The 17,676-nt window shown below is 42.8% G+C and carries 13 protein-coding genes; 4 read left to right on the top strand and 9 right to left on the bottom strand.

The window, feature by feature from the left end; genetic code table 11:
• Window positions 1-96: 96 nt before the first annotated feature.
• Both MTO98_RS29250 and MTO98_RS29245 read right to left on the bottom strand, forming a co-directional pair.
• Complete coding sequence (locus MTO98_RS29250) at window positions 97-2,184, bottom strand: cellulose biosynthesis cyclic di-GMP-binding regulatory protein BcsB (RefSeq protein ID WP_243482570.1); 2,088 nt, start codon at window positions 2,182-2,184, stop codon at window positions 97-99.
• A gap of 10 nt (window positions 2,185-2,194) precedes the next feature.
• Complete coding sequence (locus MTO98_RS29245; protein ID WP_243482569.1) at window positions 2,195-3,541, bottom strand: sensor histidine kinase KdpD; 1,347 nt, start codon at window positions 3,539-3,541, stop codon at window positions 2,195-2,197.
• Window positions 3,542-3,670: 129 nt separating this feature from the next.
• Between MTO98_RS29245 and MTO98_RS29240 the strand changes: the two genes are divergently transcribed.
• The gene (locus tag MTO98_RS29240) at window positions 3,671-4,726 is read left to right on the top strand and encodes a glycoside hydrolase family 5 protein (RefSeq protein ID WP_243482568.1); all 1,056 of its coding nucleotides are present in this window, start codon (window positions 3,671-3,673) and stop codon (window positions 4,724-4,726) included.
• A 58-nt stretch (window positions 4,727-4,784) separates the two neighbouring features.
• Complete coding sequence (locus tag MTO98_RS29235; RefSeq protein ID WP_243482567.1) at window positions 4,785-5,765, top strand: acyl-ACP desaturase; 981 nt, start codon at window positions 4,785-4,787, stop codon at window positions 5,763-5,765.
• 292 nt (window positions 5,766-6,057) lie between these two features.
• Here MTO98_RS29235 and MTO98_RS29230 read toward each other — a convergent pair whose 3' ends face one another.
• Together MTO98_RS29230 and MTO98_RS29225 are read right to left on the bottom strand one after the other, a co-directional pair.
• Window positions 6,058-7,668 carry a mechanosensitive ion channel family protein gene (locus tag MTO98_RS29230; protein ID WP_243482566.1) on the bottom strand — a complete coding sequence of 537 codons (1,611 nt, stop codon included), beginning with the start codon at window positions 7,666-7,668 and terminating at the stop codon, window positions 6,058-6,060.
• A gap of 288 nt (window positions 7,669-7,956) precedes the next feature.
• On the bottom strand, window positions 7,957-8,283 hold the full coding sequence (locus MTO98_RS29225; protein WP_243482565.1) for a hypothetical protein: 327 nt from the start codon (window positions 8,281-8,283) through the stop codon (window positions 7,957-7,959).
• A 148-nt stretch (window positions 8,284-8,431) separates the two neighbouring features.
• Between MTO98_RS29225 and MTO98_RS29220 the strand changes: the two genes are divergently transcribed.
• A complete protein-coding gene (locus MTO98_RS29220; protein ID WP_243482564.1) occupies window positions 8,432-9,451 on the top strand; it encodes an aldo/keto reductase in 1,020 nt (339 codons plus the stop codon).
• Between the two features lie 187 nt (window positions 9,452-9,638).
• Here the strand turns inward: MTO98_RS29220 and MTO98_RS29215 are convergent, their stop codons facing one another.
• The 5 genes from MTO98_RS29215 to MTO98_RS29195 form a co-directional block, all read right to left on the bottom strand.
• Window positions 9,639-10,394 (bottom strand): DUF4846 domain-containing protein, encoded by a 756-nt coding sequence (locus tag MTO98_RS29215; protein WP_243482562.1) that lies wholly within the window; start codon window positions 10,392-10,394, stop codon window positions 9,639-9,641.
• A complete protein-coding gene (locus MTO98_RS29210; RefSeq protein ID WP_243482561.1) occupies window positions 10,391-11,116 on the bottom strand; it encodes a M23 family metallopeptidase in 726 nt (241 codons plus the stop codon). The genes MTO98_RS29215 and MTO98_RS29210 overlap by 4 nt, the downstream gene beginning before the upstream one ends.
• Window positions 11,117-11,159: 43 nt before the next feature.
• The gene (locus MTO98_RS29205) at window positions 11,160-11,726 is read right to left on the bottom strand and encodes a pentapeptide repeat-containing protein (RefSeq protein ID WP_243482560.1); all 567 of its coding nucleotides are present in this window, start codon (window positions 11,724-11,726) and stop codon (window positions 11,160-11,162) included.
• 468 nt (window positions 11,727-12,194) lie between these two features.
• Window positions 12,195-13,289 carry an acyltransferase gene (locus MTO98_RS29200; RefSeq protein WP_243482559.1) on the bottom strand — a complete coding sequence of 365 codons (1,095 nt, stop codon included), beginning with the start codon at window positions 13,287-13,289 and terminating at the stop codon, window positions 12,195-12,197.
• A 238-nt stretch (window positions 13,290-13,527) separates the two neighbouring features.
• Window positions 13,528-15,612 (bottom strand): beta-galactosidase, encoded by a 2,085-nt coding sequence (locus MTO98_RS29195; RefSeq protein WP_243482558.1) that lies wholly within the window; start codon window positions 15,610-15,612, stop codon window positions 13,528-13,530.
• A gap of 182 nt (window positions 15,613-15,794) precedes the next feature.
• Here MTO98_RS29195 and MTO98_RS29190 point away from each other — a divergent pair, with 182 nt between their 5' ends.
• Entirely contained in the window at window positions 15,795-17,552 is a 1,758-nt protein-coding gene (locus MTO98_RS29190; protein ID WP_243482557.1) for a discoidin domain-containing protein, read from the top strand.
• Window positions 17,553-17,676: the final 124 nt, after the last annotated feature.

Here is a 17,676-nt window from a genome sequence, read left to right as displayed (position 1 = left end):
GTCTTGTATGAAACTATTGACAGACTCTAATAACAATCATCAAACCGGTTGTTGTTGCAGGCCCGGTTTGATAATTGTATGCAATGTGCAGCGGCATCAATCGTTAAACAGATCCTGCGATTTCTGAACTTTTGAACGTACATACAGGAACGAAAGCAGGATCAGGATCAGGATGCCCAGCAATATGTACAGGTTATAGCTGTCCCAGAAACGGGTAAGCCCGCTCTTGGTATCAATGTATTCCAGGTTCTCGCTTGATTTGTTGATGTTGAACAGGTATTTGTTTGAGTTAACATCAGAGATACAAACGTTGCTTGACAGGGTTGAAAGCTGCTCGGTAATGGATTTGGATACCGCCAGGAAAGCATCGGCAACGTGCGTACCGGTAGCTGTAAGCACCAGGGTAGCGTTGTTGCTGCGCCCGTAAAAGATCTGCGCCAGCCCGTTTGATACCGTATCTGATAGCTGGTAAACCGGCTTGTTATGATCGGTATAATACAGCCTGAAATTCTTGTCGAATTTTATTGGTGCATCAGGAAATTCATTAAGCAGTTTATCTTCTTTTGCAAGCAGGGCAATGATATTGTATTTCTTCAGGTCATTAACATCAACATCTTTTGAGTAAACAAACTCGGGGAAGTTATTGGCGTTGATGTTATTGTTAAGCTCATAAATGATCTCGCCCATTGCGCCGGCAGCATATTTGGCATATTGCTCGCTTACCACAATTTTGGTGGTACCGTTGTTAAAAGCTTCGGGATACTGGTAAAAGCTCAGATCGCTGGTGATGAACGGGTTTTTTGATTCGAGGTATGATTTATCTACATCAACTTCGGCAAAAAAGTTGGTGAAGCTGTTGCGGCAGTTGCCGCTGGTAGGGTAAAACCTGAATTCGGCCTCCAGCGTATTATATTTATGGTGCTGGTAGCGGTTAATGGTGATGGAGCTGTTGAGCTTGCCCGATGCATCAAGTTTTTCGCTGCTGATAAGCAAACCGTTAAGGTAAATGTTAAAGAAACCGCGGTCGCCGGGGGCAAGGCCGCTGTAATTGGCAATAAAACGGATCTCCACCTCTTTAGGGGTAAAGCTAAAATCGCTGTTTTTAAAGCTGTAAGCGCTTTTTAACGAGCCAATGCCCGACAGGAAATCGCTTACTCCGCCAATTTGCTTTAAAGATAGTTTTGAACGGTTTTCGTCGATGGTTTTAAAGAAAGTGTTTTCGGCCTGGTTTATAAGCAGGTAATCGCCGTAGGTTGAGTTAAGGATATTCATGTTGCCCAGGGCGGTAATGGCTTTTTCATAGCCGGTATCATCGCCGCCGGTAACAAACAATATTTCTTTAGGGGCCTGCTCCTGAGTAACGGTTTTAACAGGTACCAGCTGGCCTTTTACATCAACCATGTGCACAATGGTGTCGGTGAGCAGGCTTACCGATTTATGCAGGTAAAATAAGCCCTGATTAGCCTGTGGGGTAACTTTTACCAGTTCGCGCTGATCGGCAGGTAGTTTATCAACAGTACCTACCCTTATATAGTTGCGAACGCTATCGGGCAGCTTGCTTTCTTCGTAAACTGCAATATCGCGTGTTTGGGTCTTTTTTAACCTCGAATATGCCCAGGCCACAGCCTTAAGGTCATGCAGGTTTGGATTTGAAGGGTAAACGATAGCTTTTTTAGAGTCGAAACAGTTGCTGATGTTTACGTTATCAAAAAAGTTTTTATTGCTTTTAACCAACGAAAGGTATGAGTAGTTTTTGATCTTTAACCACATAGCCGGGTTATCAAGGTCTTTACACTCGTCATCAGTAATGGTAAGCAGGGTTTTGATCTGTACTTTCAAAAACTTATCCGGGCTCAGATCGGTACGGCTTAGGTTAAGGATGATCTTCTGGATTGAATCCGGACCCAAACGGCTACTGTATGCCGGCTTGTTATTAATAACTACGTTTATGTATGAATGTGATTTTACCAGCGCCTGTGAAGGTTCAAAAAATAAAACCAGCTTACTGCCATTCATTTCAACCAAAGGTGTAATCTTGAAGTAAAATGAAGTAGCACCACTCATGCCGTATATCATGTCATCCTCATGACCATAGGCTTTAAAAGATGCAATGTTATTGCCCTGTGCCCGTGAAGCCGTGCCGAATAATAGTATAAAGGCTAATAAGGTAAAAAACTTATTCATTGATATAATATTAATTTATTACGTAAAATTCTACTCTGAAATAATTGCCGCTATCGTCGCTGCGGTAGCTGAGCTCGCCGCCCATTTCCTGTGTCATCAATTTGGCAATTGATAAGCCTAAACCTAAACGGCTTTCGGTAACGCCCGATGTATCATTAAGGGTTTTAAGCTTGTTGAACATCATTTCCAGCTCCTGCTGACCGATGGCTATACCCTCGTCAATGATCTCAAAAACAAAACGCTGGCGCTGTAAGCTGGTTACCACTTTAATGCTATTGTTGGTTTGCGAAAACTTAATGGCGTTTGATAACAGGTTTTGAAACACCTGGCCTGTAAATACCTTATCAAGCCTTACGTTAAGGGGCAGCTTCAGGATATTATCAATAAGGTGGATATTTTTCATCAGGGCTGTTTCATACAGGCCTTTAAAAATATGCATCACTTCAACATTGATGTCAAAGATCTCCATATTAAATTTCATATCCGGCGATTCGATCTCTTTAACATCCATCAGCTTGTTAAGCATATACTGCATCTTATCGGCCGATTCGGAGATGTAGCCCACAAACTCTTTCTGATCGGTACTGAGCCTGAAATCCTCTTCCTTGATCATATTGTTGCTCATTACTATTGAGCCGATAAGGTTTTTAAGGTCGTGCCCGGCAATATTGATAAAGCTGTTCTTCTGGCTGTCGAGCTTGCGGAGTTGCTCGTATTGCAGGTCGATGAGGTTATTTTTTTCGGCGATATCCTTATTTTGTTGTTTAAGCTGCTCGTTTGATTTTTCGATCATGATCTGCGAGCGTACTTCACGCTGGATCACCTTATAACGCGCACTGGGTATCAGGCAGGAGATACCTGCAATGATAAAGAAGATCTGCCCGCCGTTGCTTAAAACCAGGTCGAGATTGTATTCGCTTAGCAGGTTAAAGAAAATGGCAAGCAGCAGCAGCGCCATCAAGGTTTGTATAATAGAGTTTAAGGGCTCCCAAAACGCCTGCAGGTTAAAAAACAGCAGGGTAGTGGCAAACAGCATAAAGTAAATGGTTAAAAACTGAATGTTTACCAGGTTACACAATATAGCTGCCGTTGTGGAAAGCATGAAAAAACTGATATGCAATAATATACGATAACTAAATTGTTTATGCTGAAAATAGCTGAACAGGCCGTATATAATAAGGATTGTTATAATGCGGATGATGAAAAACTGAAGCCAGAAATTTGTAGCGTAAATGAAATCAACAATGCTAAAAAGAGGGTACAGAAATATAATTGTCCAAATGATGTTATTGGTTTGGTACCACGCTTTTTTTGAGGTCTCTCTAATTAATTCTTCTTTGGTAATTTGAACAAACATTATTTGTTATCTTGAATTGTAATTAAAAATTAAGGCCGCTGTTTAAATTAAATCAGTTAAATATTGGTTGATAGAAATATTCGTTATACGATAATTCAAACAGGTTTGTTATTGTTGTTGTTAACAGTAATGAATACTGTTGCAAAAAGCCGTCCAATTCCGCAACAAGCCCGGGCGGTTGCTTTTAAACGGGCCCAAAGTTTAAACAACGGCATCAGTATTTCATGGCTCGAACAAACCTGGAACGAAACCTCACTGGCTCAAAACGCAATTAAAAAATCCGATTTTTTGCTGCTCAAAAAGCTTGGCTTCAAAAGCATAAGGCTACCTGTTGCTTTTACTTCTTTTAGCCCGGCAACAACTGCGCAGCTATTTACCTATATTGATAAAGTTGTTGAGCAATGCCGTACTTACGGATTCAGGCTGGTGATAGATTATCATTACGGCAGGTTAAGCGATAATAATTACCTTACAGAAACACCCCGGATAATTGATTTGTGGCTAAAAATAACCAAAAGGTATAAAAGCGCAAGTTATGACAACCTATTTTTTGAGATCTATAACGAGCCGCCCCGCATTAACCCCAAAGTGTGGAAGGATGCTGCGTATAATATGGTTACGGCTATCCGTAAAATTGATAGGCAACGTACCCTGATAGTAGGTGCATCAAACTACAATAGTATCTATGAGTTAAGCAGGTTTGAAAGGCTTGCCGACGATAATATTATTTATACTTTTCACTTTTATGAACCTTTCTTTTTTACCCACCAGGGAGCGGGTTGGGTAGGCGACCAGGTAGCAACCACCGGGGTATCATTTCCATACAATGCGGAAAATTTTCCTGCACTTAACCCAAAAGCAAAAAATACCCCCGGCGAAAGTAACTACCGTATGTACCCGCGCGATGGCAATGAACAGTCAATAAACGATAAATTGCAAATTGTTAAAAACTGGGCCCTGAAATACGATGTACCCATTATTTGCGGTGAGTATGGGGTTTACAATAAGTATACCGATATGGATAGCAGGTGCCGGTATATCGGGGCGGTGCGCAGGGCTTTAAAAAGGCTGGAAATTCCTGGCATGCTTTGGGCTTACAATGATAGTTTTTCGCTGTTTAACGGAAAGCCTGACATGGAAAATTTGCCCTTGTGTATGAAGGACGCAATTGCCCTGTCACTGTGAAAATTTAAAACATAATGTTACAAATTTAGTTACCTTTGCTGATTAATATACCTGTTTTATGGAATTTTTTGTAGAAAAGCGCAGAGAAGTAATGGTGCACATTGAAAAGTTCATGTTAGAAAAAATACATGAATATTTAAAGCCCATTGATACTATCTGGCAGCCATCTGATTTTTTGCCCGATTCTTCAAGAGATTCATTTTTCAGCGAGATTAAAGAACTACAGGAAAGCGCCGCAGGTTTATCCTATGATCTGATAGCCGTATTAATTGGTGATACTATTACCGAAGAGGCTTTGCCAACTTATGAGTCGTGGTTAACTATGGTGCAGGGTGTATCAGACGATGAAGAAGGCGGCTGGATGAAATGGACGCGCCATTGGACTGGCGAAGAAAACCGCCACGGCGATCTGCTTAACAAATACCTGTACCTGTCGGGCCGGGTTAACATGCGTATGATGGAAATCTCCACCCAATACCTGATAGCCGATGGTTTCGATATTGGTACCGGTCATGATCCTTACCGCAACTTTATATATACTTCTTTCCAGGAATTAGCAACCAATGTATCGCACCGTCGTGTGGCTTCACAGGCAAAAAAATATGGCGATCCGTTGCTTTCAAAAATGTGCGGTGTTATCGCATCAGATGAAGCGCGTCATGCTAAAGCCTACAAATACTTCATCGAAAAAATATTTGAAGTAGATCCAAACGAAGCCATGATAGCCTTTGAGGATATGATGCGCAAAAAGATTGTAATGCCTGCCCACTTCCTGCGTGAGGTTGGTTTAAAGGTTGGTCAAACTTTTGGCCACTTTACCGATGCTGCACAGCGTTTAGGTATATACACAGCTATCGACTACGTCGACATCCTGAAAGAACTTATTACCGACTGGCATATTGAAAGCGTACCCGACCTTAACGAAGCCGGCGAAAAGGCCCGTGATTATATCATGAACTTGCCAAACCGCCTGTTACGTGTAGCCGAGCGCATGAAAAACCCAATGCTGGAGTATAAGTTTACCTGGATAAACGGGTAGTTTTTGAGCTGAAAGCTTAAGGCCGAAGGCTTAAAGCTTTACTTTGCAATCGAATCATAGAGGCTGTTTAAAAACGATAGTTTTTGAATGTAGAGACGCATAATTGCGTCTCACGCTTGCAATTTACGGCAGCTGGGCCGCTTTTGAATCGGCTTGTCCTTCGGGAGACGCAATTATGCGTCTCTACAAAATATTTCCTTTCATTTTTAAACAGCTTCTTAGTTTAATGCTTCTTTTTCGTAGCTTTTGGCCTTAAGCTTTTTGCGTTGAGCTCCTTTATAGCCTTCGGCTTTCAGCTTTCTTCTTTTTCTATTTTATACCCCGGCTTTTTGTATCCTTTGCCAACATAATTTTCCGGGATCTGGATGTGGCTTCCATCGCGCACTGCCGTAAAATGCGGCGACATGATTTCCATACTGGCTTCATTGAACTTATCCTGTATGTTTTGATAAAGCGCTGAATAAGTTACCGCCATTTTGCCGGGCTTATCGGTATAAGCATTTATCTGGTAGCTAACGTTAAAATCATTCAAAGCGGTTTGCAGCACAAATGGTTTGGGATCTGCAAGGATGCCCTCCGTAGCATCTGCTGCGCTGATGAGCAGGTTATGAATGGTTTGCCAGGGGGCATCGTAACCAATGGTAACACTGGTGTTCAATATCAAGCCCAAGGTTTTTGATGATGACGTGTAATTAATGGTAGCACCGCTTAAAATAGAGGCATTAGGTACGGTAACATCTTCGTTTTTAATGGTACGCACGCGGGTAACCAGCAGGTTTTTTTCAATCACATCACCCATAATTTCGCCAACCTTTATCCGGTCGCCCATTTTAAAGGGGCGCATATAAGTTAGTACAATGCCCGATACCATATTGGATATAGCCGATGATGATCCCAGTGAAAACAATACACCGATAAAAACAGTCACCCCCTGAAATACTTTGGACTGCGATCCAGGCAGGTAGGGAAATATCACCACAAACATAAAGGCGTACATCAGCACGCGGATAATATTGTAAGTTGGGATAGCCCATTCGGGATAAAAACCTTTCAGATTAACAGAACCATTGGAAATTTCGGTAGCTATAAACTTTACCAGTTTTACAATATACCGTGTAACAAGGTAAATAACCGTTATTGTAAGTAAATTGGGGATAAAATGAATAATAGCCAGTAAAATACTTTTCAAAGGGTCAACCACAAAACCTATAAGCTGAGTGGCAATAGGCTGCGAGGACGGAAATATATAGAACAGCACTGGCAGAGCCAGGTATACCAGCAACAGGATAATAAAAAGCCGTGCAATATTGATTAATCCACTTATAAACGGGAGCAGGCGCGAGGCATAAGCTACCGGTGCCCCCTTCGCTGCCAGTTTTTCAACCCGGCGTTCCCAGCCCTGTATGGTTTTTAATTTTATCCATCTAAAACTTTTGTTCACCACCCAAATCAGCAAAATCAACAGAATAACAACTGCCACTGCTTCAAGCACGTTGGTGATTAGCTGTTTGGGACTATTGCTTTCAAAAACATTACCCAGTTTATTTTTTAATATGGACAAATAGCTTGCCGCCAGTTGCGGCCGGTTCAGTTCGGAGTAGGAGGCGTCAATATTATTAACGCCCATGATCATTTGGCCGTTGTAGGTTATCACCGATATAGATGTATCATTTTTAAGCGTTAACGAATCCGGGTTAAAGTCTATCCGGCTCATCAGCGCCTCAATGCGTTTGGTAACAATCCCGGCACGTTCTTTAGGATCAAATAATCCCTGTGGGGCATAAAATTTAAACAAGGTATCCCGGTTAATGATTACCGGTTCGCCATTTTCATTCGGGAGTTTTTGTGCCTGTACGGTAAATGCAGCAAACAGAAGGATGAGCAGGCTGTAAATTTTAGGCATAGGGATGTTTTTCTGTTAAAGCTAAAAAATATTTGGTGGAAAAAAACACGTATTATAATCGTAGATCCCGGATCGGAAAATAATTTACCACATTGAGTAATCCGTTTTTGCACGCAAACAATCTTTATTGGAAATATGTCCGCTATCTAATTTAAGCACGCAAAGGCGCAGAGACGCTAAGTAAAAACCTCTTTGCGTCTTAGCGTTTCGGCGAGAAAATACTTCCTAACCGTGTCAATAGGATAAACTATATTTAATTGTAAAGTTTCGATTGAGTGCCGCAATAGTTTACCCTTCCTGCACCAGATCCGTCCCCAAATCACCGGCAATATTGCTAAACAGGTCGTTGAGGATGGATTCAACAGTAAGTGAATTGACATCATCAACATAATGCTCATTACGGGTAATCCAAAGTTCGTGGCCATTAATAGCTATGCTGAAAAGTACACCTTCATAAACAGACGGAAGTGAAATTTCTACAGATTCGCCTTTGCGTTCAATTGTGAAATTGAGTTCGCTTTGTCGTTGTTTATGAAATAGGGGGTTAAGTTTTTCGTGGAGCAGCAGGTATAATTGGTTAATGTCAGTATCGGTATGGAGGGTGATGATTTTCATAATTTGGTATATTAGCGATGTATTAAATAGTACAAAGTTGAGGGAGGGATTGTTTGGGATAGTGTTTTTCCAGATGGTTTTACAAATTCCTAAAACCAACCATGTCATTGCGAGCAATGACATATTTTAAAATAAAACATCACCATATATGAATTACAAATTATTAGGCCGTTCGGGCCTTAAAGTTTCTGAACTGTGTCTGGGTGCAATGGGCTTCGGTACCGAAGGCGGCTGGGGTGCCGAAAAGGATGCCAGTTTTGCTATAATGGATGCCTTTGCCAATGCAGGCGGCAATTTTATTGACACGGCTAATGTGTACAAACTGGGCACCAGCGAAAAGATCATCGGCGAGTACCTGGGCAATCACGACCGCGATTATTTTGTGCTGGCCACCAAATACACTTTAAAGGATAATACTACCAACCCCAATGCATCGGGCAATAACCGCAAAAACATGATGCGGAGTGTGGAGGAGAGTCTTAAACGCCTTAAAACAGATTTTATTGATGTGTTGTACCTGCACATCTGGGATAATATTACCCCCATTGATGAGGTATTGCGCGGATTGGACGACCTGATAAAACAAGGTAAAGTAACCTATGCTGCTATCAGTGACACACCGGCCTGGGTGGTATCAAAAGGGAATACGCTTGCCGAACTTATGGGCTGGAGCCAGTTCATAGCCTTACAGGTGGAGTACAGTCTGTTGGCCCGTACTGCCGAGCGCGAGCTGATTCCGATGGCAAAACATTACGGCATGACCGTTACTCCTTGGGCTCCGTTGGCAGGTGGTGCATTAACCGGTAAATACCTGCGTGGTGAGCAGGGACGTGTAAAAGCCGAAAGCAACCGCCGTAACAACAGGGCCCAAACCATTACCGAAGCTGTAGTTGAAATAGCGGCCGAGCTGGGTGTATCCGAAAGTCATGTTGCCCTGCAATGGATGATGGACAGGGACTTTAGTTGTATCCCCATTGTTGGCGCTACCAAAATTGATCAGCTAAATGATAACCTTAGGGCAATTGATACCAAATTAACTCCCGAACATTTTAAAAAGCTGAATGAAGTAAGTGCAATTGAGTTAGGTTTTCCCGGCGATTTTTTCAATGAGGACGCCGTGAAAATGAACAGTTTTGGCGGGTTTTATGATAAGGTTGAAAAAAGGTAATTCCCCTTGCTGTATATAAAAGATGTCATTTCGATAGAGCAGGGGCTGACTTGAGCGCCGGGGCGAAAGAGAAATCTTATACATCATGTCGAGCTTTATAGCATGGTGTATAAGATTTCTCCTCACCAGCTCCGCTCTTTCCCCAACCGGTTCGTCGAAATGACATTTTAGTATTTATTGTACCTTCCTAAAACCGCTTCAGGTAATTTTTGCTGATAAGCTCTCCATACATAATTCCGCTGTGTTGATCCATGGCAAACCAGGGCGAGCCGTATTGCAGCACCTGGATATTTTGTGCTGGCATAAAGCTCTGTGCCAGTAAAAACTGCTTTTGATGAACGGCATTTTCCACTACATCGAGTACAATAAAACAATGCCCCGGCGAACCGCCGCGGATAAACACATCCCCCGGTTTTACGTCGGTGGGATTTACTGCCTTTAACTCCTTTTGCAGAGACAGGGTGCCTGCGTAGCTGAACACCAAATTCATGTAGTTTAAAAACGTATTGTATGAATAATCGGGTTTGGCTTTTAATACCCAATGATCATTTTTGTATCGATATCCTTTGGCATAATGCTCGTAGTCACATTTAAAACCGCTGGTGAAGTTGAAGGAAATTTCGCTGTATTTTTTTTGCTGATAAAGGTATTCACCACGTAGGCGTATTACTGCGTCGGCACATTGCTGCAGGTCCTGGTTACCTACGCTCATGTCAACAACTGCTGCAGTGTAAACATCAGTACGTGCAATATCTCCTTTGTAGGTTTTGGTTTGCGAGCCTGCCGGTTTTAATGGTAAAGCCTGCAGCCATGCCCCGAAACTACCGGGCGAAACTGCGATACGATGATAGCCCGCCGGCACCGCAAATCTTTTGACAACATTATCCGGAGGGGGAACATTGATATTCAAAAGCAGCAGCAGGCAGGCGATCAAGGCTTTCATAATGTTTTGGCTTGTTTTAACTGTTCATAAGGGTTATAAGGTACCGGGATCCCATCCACCAGTTTAAATGCTGAAAAATGCAGGTGCGTTGGCGAGCGTTTTTTATAAGCGTTATAACCTGTTCGGCCAACCTCGGCTATTTTCTGGCCTTGCTTAACCTGCATACCAGGGCTTACAAAAATGGTGTTGTTGTGGGCATAATATGTGAATACCTTATCCACCGGATGGTAGATCCAGATAAATTTTCCTCCCCGCATATCGCTTGTGGAGCTCCATTGATTGGTACAGGCAATAACCCAGCCGTCGTTAACAGCAATAACATCAACCGGTTTTTTAGTACGATCATCAATGCAATCCTGGTTGCGGTCATTAATGAAAATATCGTGTGCAGGATGGGCACCGTGTTTGTTGCCGTCGAGATAGCGATAACCCTTGTCAAAGTAACCATTACCGTGTGTGCCGCCGATTGCGTTACTTTTATATCCTTTTAATGGAAATAACCATTGGGTGTTAGAACGGTTGATTCGGCTGCTTCTCATTTCTATAAGGTGGATCTCTTTTATTATGGTTTCAAATTGCTTTTGTGCTTCGGCTTTTTTTACACCACCATTTAGTACGGCGTTATTAAAATCATTGAATTTGACAAAAGCAGATGTATCAGCCTGCGCTAAGACCCCGGTGCTTATTAATAAGAAAGAAAAAAAGAGGATAAGTTTTTGCATAAGGTTTATAATCAATAACATTAACTAATAAGTCGTCAAAATATTATCCTATCCGGATATCATATTTGGCAAGCAACCCCGGCAAACCATGAAGCGAGAATTTGGCCTTTTTAATGATGTTATCATCCGGGTCGATAATGAAATTAAAGGAGGTGCTCAGATCAGCATTTTTTAGGATGGTACGACTGAAGAACGCATTTTTTAGATTGCAATTATTAAACTTACAATCGCTCAGGTCGGCTTCAGTAAGGTCGGTCTCGATCATGGAACAATCGGTGTAGGTAGCTTTCTTGTTCTTCTTTTTATAAAATACGGCATTATCTAAAATGCAATCCTCAAAATGTACTTCGAATAAAAAATCATTGGCTTTGCCAAAATTTACACCGCTAATTTTACAGTGTTTAAAGCGGATATTTTGCAGGCCGGTATTGCCCAAGTCGGCAAGGAGCAGGTTGCAGGTATCAAACTGGCAATCAACAAAGGTAATACCCACAAACGAGGCATTGGAAAAATCGCAGCTGATGAATTTACAGTTTTCGTAGGTGCTGCCGTTGAGCTGGCTGGCGGGTATTTTGGTAAAAGTTTGGTCTTCGTAGAGTAGAGTTTGCATGATAACAAATGTAAAGTTTAACAGGAATTGAACGGTTTGATCTGCACATTTAAATTTGGCTAAAGCCATTACCTGCATCAATTGTTCCCGTTGGCTAAAGCCGAACGGCAATGAACTATACAGGTGCAGAATAATGGATTCATTGCCGTTCCTTTTAAGGAACGGGTTGGAAATGCCGGATATGCGGGCTTTAGCCCAATATAGATAGAACGGCTCCCCTTGGGAATTATATATCATTATTCTTCATCGCCGGTACAGCTATTGTTTTAATTACCCCGCGTCAAAGCAATACGCTATGAAAGCATTAAGATAAAGTTGGCAGTGCTGTTATTCGGCTAACGTTTAGCGCTGCTGTCCCGGTATCGGCACAATCATCCAAAGATGCCTCAACATTAATCACCAAAGCTAATGAGGCAGGGGCTGGAAATGGATCAAGCCAGGGAGCACCCGGTGCGGTAGCCGTAATGGTTAACTATTAGCTTCGCGCTCTTTTATAATACGATATCCGATTCTTTGAGCAGGCAACTCAATAAAATGATGTAAGAATGTAGAGATAAGCGTACTGGCCGATAAAACTATTATCAATCGTATAGTGTAATTAGCAACGGCACCGGTTGAGTTGTGAACCGGCAAATAATCAATTAAATGAAAACGGGTTAACCAATGCAGCACCGCAAAATGGCTTAAATACATACTAAAGCTTATTTTGCCCACATAAGTTGTAAAGCGGTTAACCACAATTTTGTACTCGCGTTTACTTAATGCCAGGGCAAGTACAAAAAATGCAATGGTACAAAAAACATGATCGGGAAGAAGCACAACGCCCAGGTATTGCGTAAGTAAAAAAAGTGCGGCGATTAATATGGCGAACGGTTTAATTTGGGGCTGATAGTTTTCCTTTACCACAAAGTAAAACAGTATGCCCAGCGCAAACACCGGCAGCTGCGATGGCAGATAAAAATATAGATAGTTGTACCATAACATATCATTTTGCATCAGGTGGTAGCGGCGCAATATGATATCGAGTACAAAGCGTAAAATGAGCGTTAACAGAAAAAATACGGTGGCGTGTTGAGTGTTTTTAATTTTACTGAATAAAAAAGGAATGATAAGGTAGAAAAGCATTTCAACCGCAATTGACCAGCCACCGGGGACAAGGCTGTTTATCCAGTAGGCATTAAAACCGTGTACAAAAAATACATTGCCGGTAATGTTGCCAATAGTGACACCCAAAGCATCGCCCAGCCAAAACCGGGGGCCAAAACCATCTTGCCATAAGTAATAAATTATGGCGATATAATACATAGGGGCAATCCTGAAAAAGCGACGGATAAAAAAATTGCCGGTAAAATGCTTTTCCTTGCCAAACCTTGCGTTTACCGAAAGAAACAGTGTAAAAGCACTTACAAAGAAAAATAGCTGTACCCCATTTATCCCCCGGCTTATAGCATGAACAAGCATGGCTGGTAAAAATGTATTAGTACCAAACTGCGACGTATGGGTAATTACAACCGCTAAAATGGCCAGGCCCCTTAAGGCATCAACGTATCTTAATTTTAGCATGTACGCGGTTGTGATAAATTACTCATCTTATTACTTAATTTCAGGATGCCCTAAAAATGTAAAAAAGATAACAGAATAAGAAACGGGCCGCAAATAATTAGATTCCTTGCTTGGGAAGGGGTTTTAATGTAGAGACGCATAATTGCGTGTCCCGCTTGCAAATTACGCAACTTAAGCGTTGCGTAAAGAAGCTTATCCTGCGGGAGACGCATAATTGCGTCTCTACATTAAGAATATATCAGTTTACCTCTATGATTTTGATACCCCATGGTTCCAGCTTTAAACCGGCATTTTTACTAACGTTATCGCCCGACAATAATTCTTTACCGTTGTTGTAAGGATAAGTCAGGCTGGTTTCACTGGCCGAATAATTAAAATAGTAGTGAACCGTTTTTCCGCCCTGGTTTACACCCTGCTTGGTTATAAGAGGCCAGGCTATTTGCTGGTCGGCACCCCATAGGCCAATCTTTTTTACGGCATCAGTTAATAATTTATCAGTAACAGCGCTGGTAGGTAAACAGCCAATGTATGTAGCGAGGCCTTTGCCATAAGTGTTTTCGGTAATGGCCGCGTACTTGCCCCAAACCGGGTGATCATAATAAGCTAATACTTTAGCCGTGGTTGGGGTGATGAGCTCCATCCAGGTGTTGAGCTTTTTATCTTCGGGCTTCAGGTTCCAGTCGTCAGCTTTCAATGACGTGTTACTTGGTTCGGTAAACTGGCTATAGTAAATACCGCAGGCTTCGTTAATGATACCCGGCTGGTGCGTGGTGCGCACTTTCACATTTTCATCGGCGAAACCACTTTTGCAAGTATAAATGATATGCCCGCCGTTTTTCACGTAAGCGTTAAGTCGTTTCAATAAGCTATCAGGAGCCGCGTAAAGCAGGGGCACTATCAGCAGTTTATAGTCTTCAATATTTTTGCTGGTCGGATCGACAAAATCACAACCTACGTTCATATGGTACAATCCATCATAAAACTGACGTAGCACATCATTGTAACCTGTGCGTGTACCCCAGCCAAAGCCGAAAGCTTTAAAGCCGGTAAGGGCTTCGTTGCTGAACAGGATAGCTACATCGTTTTTCTTTTTCAGGTTGATAAGTTTTGAACTCAACCTGTCGAAATCTTTCCCTATGGTTTTGGCTTCGTCATAAACAGGATTAGGTTCAAAATCATGACTTAGCAAACCTTTCCAGTAAGTTTCGGCCGAATTATGGATAGAATGCCATGGCCAGTAGCTCACCATATTTGCCCCCGACGCCAAATGACTAAAGGCCTGCAACCGCAGCTGACCGGGATAAGGCACCCATTGCGGAAAACCCTGCGCTTCGGTTTCGATGGTGAGGTAGTTTTTACCGCCCTTCATGGAGCGGGCTACATCGCCGCCGAAAGAAATTTCGACACCGGTAAGCTTATCCTGACTGGGGTGGTAAATATCTATCCCGGCAATATCCAATGCTTTGGCTGCTGCAAAGTGGTCAACATCGGGTTGGATACCAAACGAATAGCCATGCCATTCCAGGTCGAAGTTTTGGGTGATGAACTGATCCGGGCGTTTGTATTCGCGCACTATTGCTGATTGCCATGCTAAATAATCGGTAACCAGCTGCCGCTGAAATTTGGCAAACTCGGATGAAAGGCTGCCGTTGATCGTGTTGACCATCGACGGAAAATCGTCCCAGTTATTGATACGGTTGCTCCAGTAATCGAGCCCGAAAATGTGGTTAATATTATCCAGTGTTTTATACTTTGCCTTCATGTAGTTAACAAACAAAGCCTGCACGTTTGGTCCGGCTGTACCGTATGATTTGGTTTCGTTATCTACCTGGTAACCTATCACGGCCTTATTATCCTTTACATGTTCCATGATCTTGCGGATAACACGCTCGGCATAAAAACGATAGTCCTTGTTAGTGATATCCATATTTTGCCTTGGCCCATACTGGTTTTGACCCGATGGGGTGATAGCCAAAATTTCGGGGTGCTTTTTAACCATCCAGGTAGGTACTGCGTAAGTCGGTGTGCCAATGATAACATGGATGCCCGCTTTTTGCATGGCATTTAATACCCTGTCGATATGGGTAAAATCAAAAACGCCGTCCTGTGGTTCTTCCGTGCTCCAGGTCGATTCGGCAATGCGCACCACGTTAATGCCGCAGGCTTTCATCATTTGAACATCCTTATCCAGCCTTTCATAAGGCATGTATTCGTCATAGTAAGCTACGCCGTAAAGCAGCTTATCCATTTTGGGATATTGTGCAAAAGCAGACGCAGCAAAAAGTAATTGCGTAATGAAGAGCAGCAGGTATTTCTTGTTCATAAAAGCGATATTTAGGATAACTGGCTTACGCTGATGAAAGTACGAATTAATTGTGTTTTTAACACACAATGATAAATATTTTATGATGTGAAACAGATGTAGTAGTACACAACATTTTTATTGCTGTTTAAAAACTGATATTAGCGCCCTGTTGTAATACAATTATAGCCTTTAATATCCTTATGAAAATGATAGCCCGCTACCTGCTGATGTTGGTGTTTTGTTATGCCTCGCTAAATGTAACTGCGCAGCAAAAACGCCTTACCTATTGTAACCCGCTCAACCTTGATTATGGTTATACGCCCTTTGAAACCTTTGCAAGCTGGGGTAAGCACCGCGCCACGGCCGACCCGACCATGACCCTCTTTAAGGGGAAATACTACCTGTTCTCCACCAATCAATTCGGTTACTGGTGGAGCGATGATATGCTGAACTGGAATTTTGTGTACCGCAAATTTGTTCGCCCGTATAATGAGGTAAAGGGCGATGAGCTTTGTGCTCCCGCTACCTTGGTTTTGGGCGATACCCTGCTGGTGATCGGATCTACCTATAATAAAGATTTTACGCTGTGGATGAGCACCAATCCCACCCATGACGATTGGAAAGCCGCCAAAGATTACTTTAAAGTAGGTGCCTGGGACCCCGGTATGTTTGCCGATGACGATGGCCGGGTTTATATTTACCATGGCTCCAGCAATACACTGCCGCTTTACGGGCAGGAGATTGACAGGCATACTTTTGAACCCATCGGCCCTAAAAAGGAAATGGTAAAGCTTAATCCAGAAGAGCACGGCTGGGAGCGCTTTGGCGAACATAACGACAACGTATTCCTGCTGCCCTTTATTGAAGGTTCATGGATGAACAAGTATAAAGGCAAATATTATCTGCAATTTGGCGCTCCCGGTACCGAGCAAAGCGGCTATGGGGATGGCGTTTTTGTGGGCGATCATCCGCTTGGGCCTTTCACTTATCAAAAGCACAACCCTTTCTCGTACAAACCGGGAGGTTTTGCCAAAGGTGCAGGGCATGGCGCTACCTGGGCCGATAAATATGGCAATTACTGGCATATCAGCACGATGGGGATCTCGGTGAAAAATAACTTTGAGCGCCGCATTGGTTTTTGGCCGGCGGGGTTTGATCAGGACGGCGTACTGTACAGCAATACCTCCTACGGCGATTACCCGCATTATTTATCCAACGGCCCCGAAGATCATTTGAAAAGCGATTTCACCGGCTGGATGATCCTCAATTACAATAAGCCTGTCGAGGTTTCATCAACTCTCGGCGCTTATGCCGCCAATAACGCTGTTGATGAAGACATCAAGACCTACTGGAGCGCCAAAACGGCCAACAAAGGCGAGTGGTTAAAAACTGACCTGGGCGAGATCAGCACCATAAATGCCATCCAAATAAACTATGCCGATCAGGATGCAGAGTTTTTGGGTAAATCATTAGGGGTGTATCATCAGTATATTATCTACTCATCCCTCAACGGCAAAACATGGCAGCCCCTTATCGACAAAAGCAAAAACCGTAAAGATGTACCGCACGATTATATCGAACTGAAAACCCCAGCCAAAGCCCGTTATATCAAAATGGTAAACCTGCACATGCCAACCGGCAAATTCGCACTATCAGGCTTAAGGGTATTTGGTAAAGGCGCAGGGGCAAAACCCGATACCGTTCAAAACCTGATTGTGCTACGTGGTGATAGCGAGCGCCGCAATGCCTGGCTTAAGTGGAAACCGAATGATAATGCCACAGGTTACACCGTTTATTTCGGCATAGCACCTGATAAACTGTATAACAGCATGATGGTTTACGGTAAAAATGAATACTACTTTAACGGGATGGATAAAAGCCTGCCATACTATTTTCAGATAGAAGCGTTTAATGAAAACGGAATTTCGGCGAGGACAAAGGTTGTGAAGGTGGAGTAGTATTGACTCACCCCGACGTCGCTGCGCTCGTCACCCCTCTCTACGCAAGCGTAAAGAGGGGTTTTATTTTATTTTTTCTTACCCTCTTTCCGCCAAAGGCGAAGAGAGGGTGGTCCAGCGAAGC

This window comes from Mucilaginibacter sp. SMC90 (assembly GCF_022811725.1).
GTDB lineage: Bacteria > Bacteroidota > Bacteroidia > Sphingobacteriales > Sphingobacteriaceae > Mucilaginibacter.
This window is presented reverse-complemented; position numbering and strand designations above follow the sequence as displayed.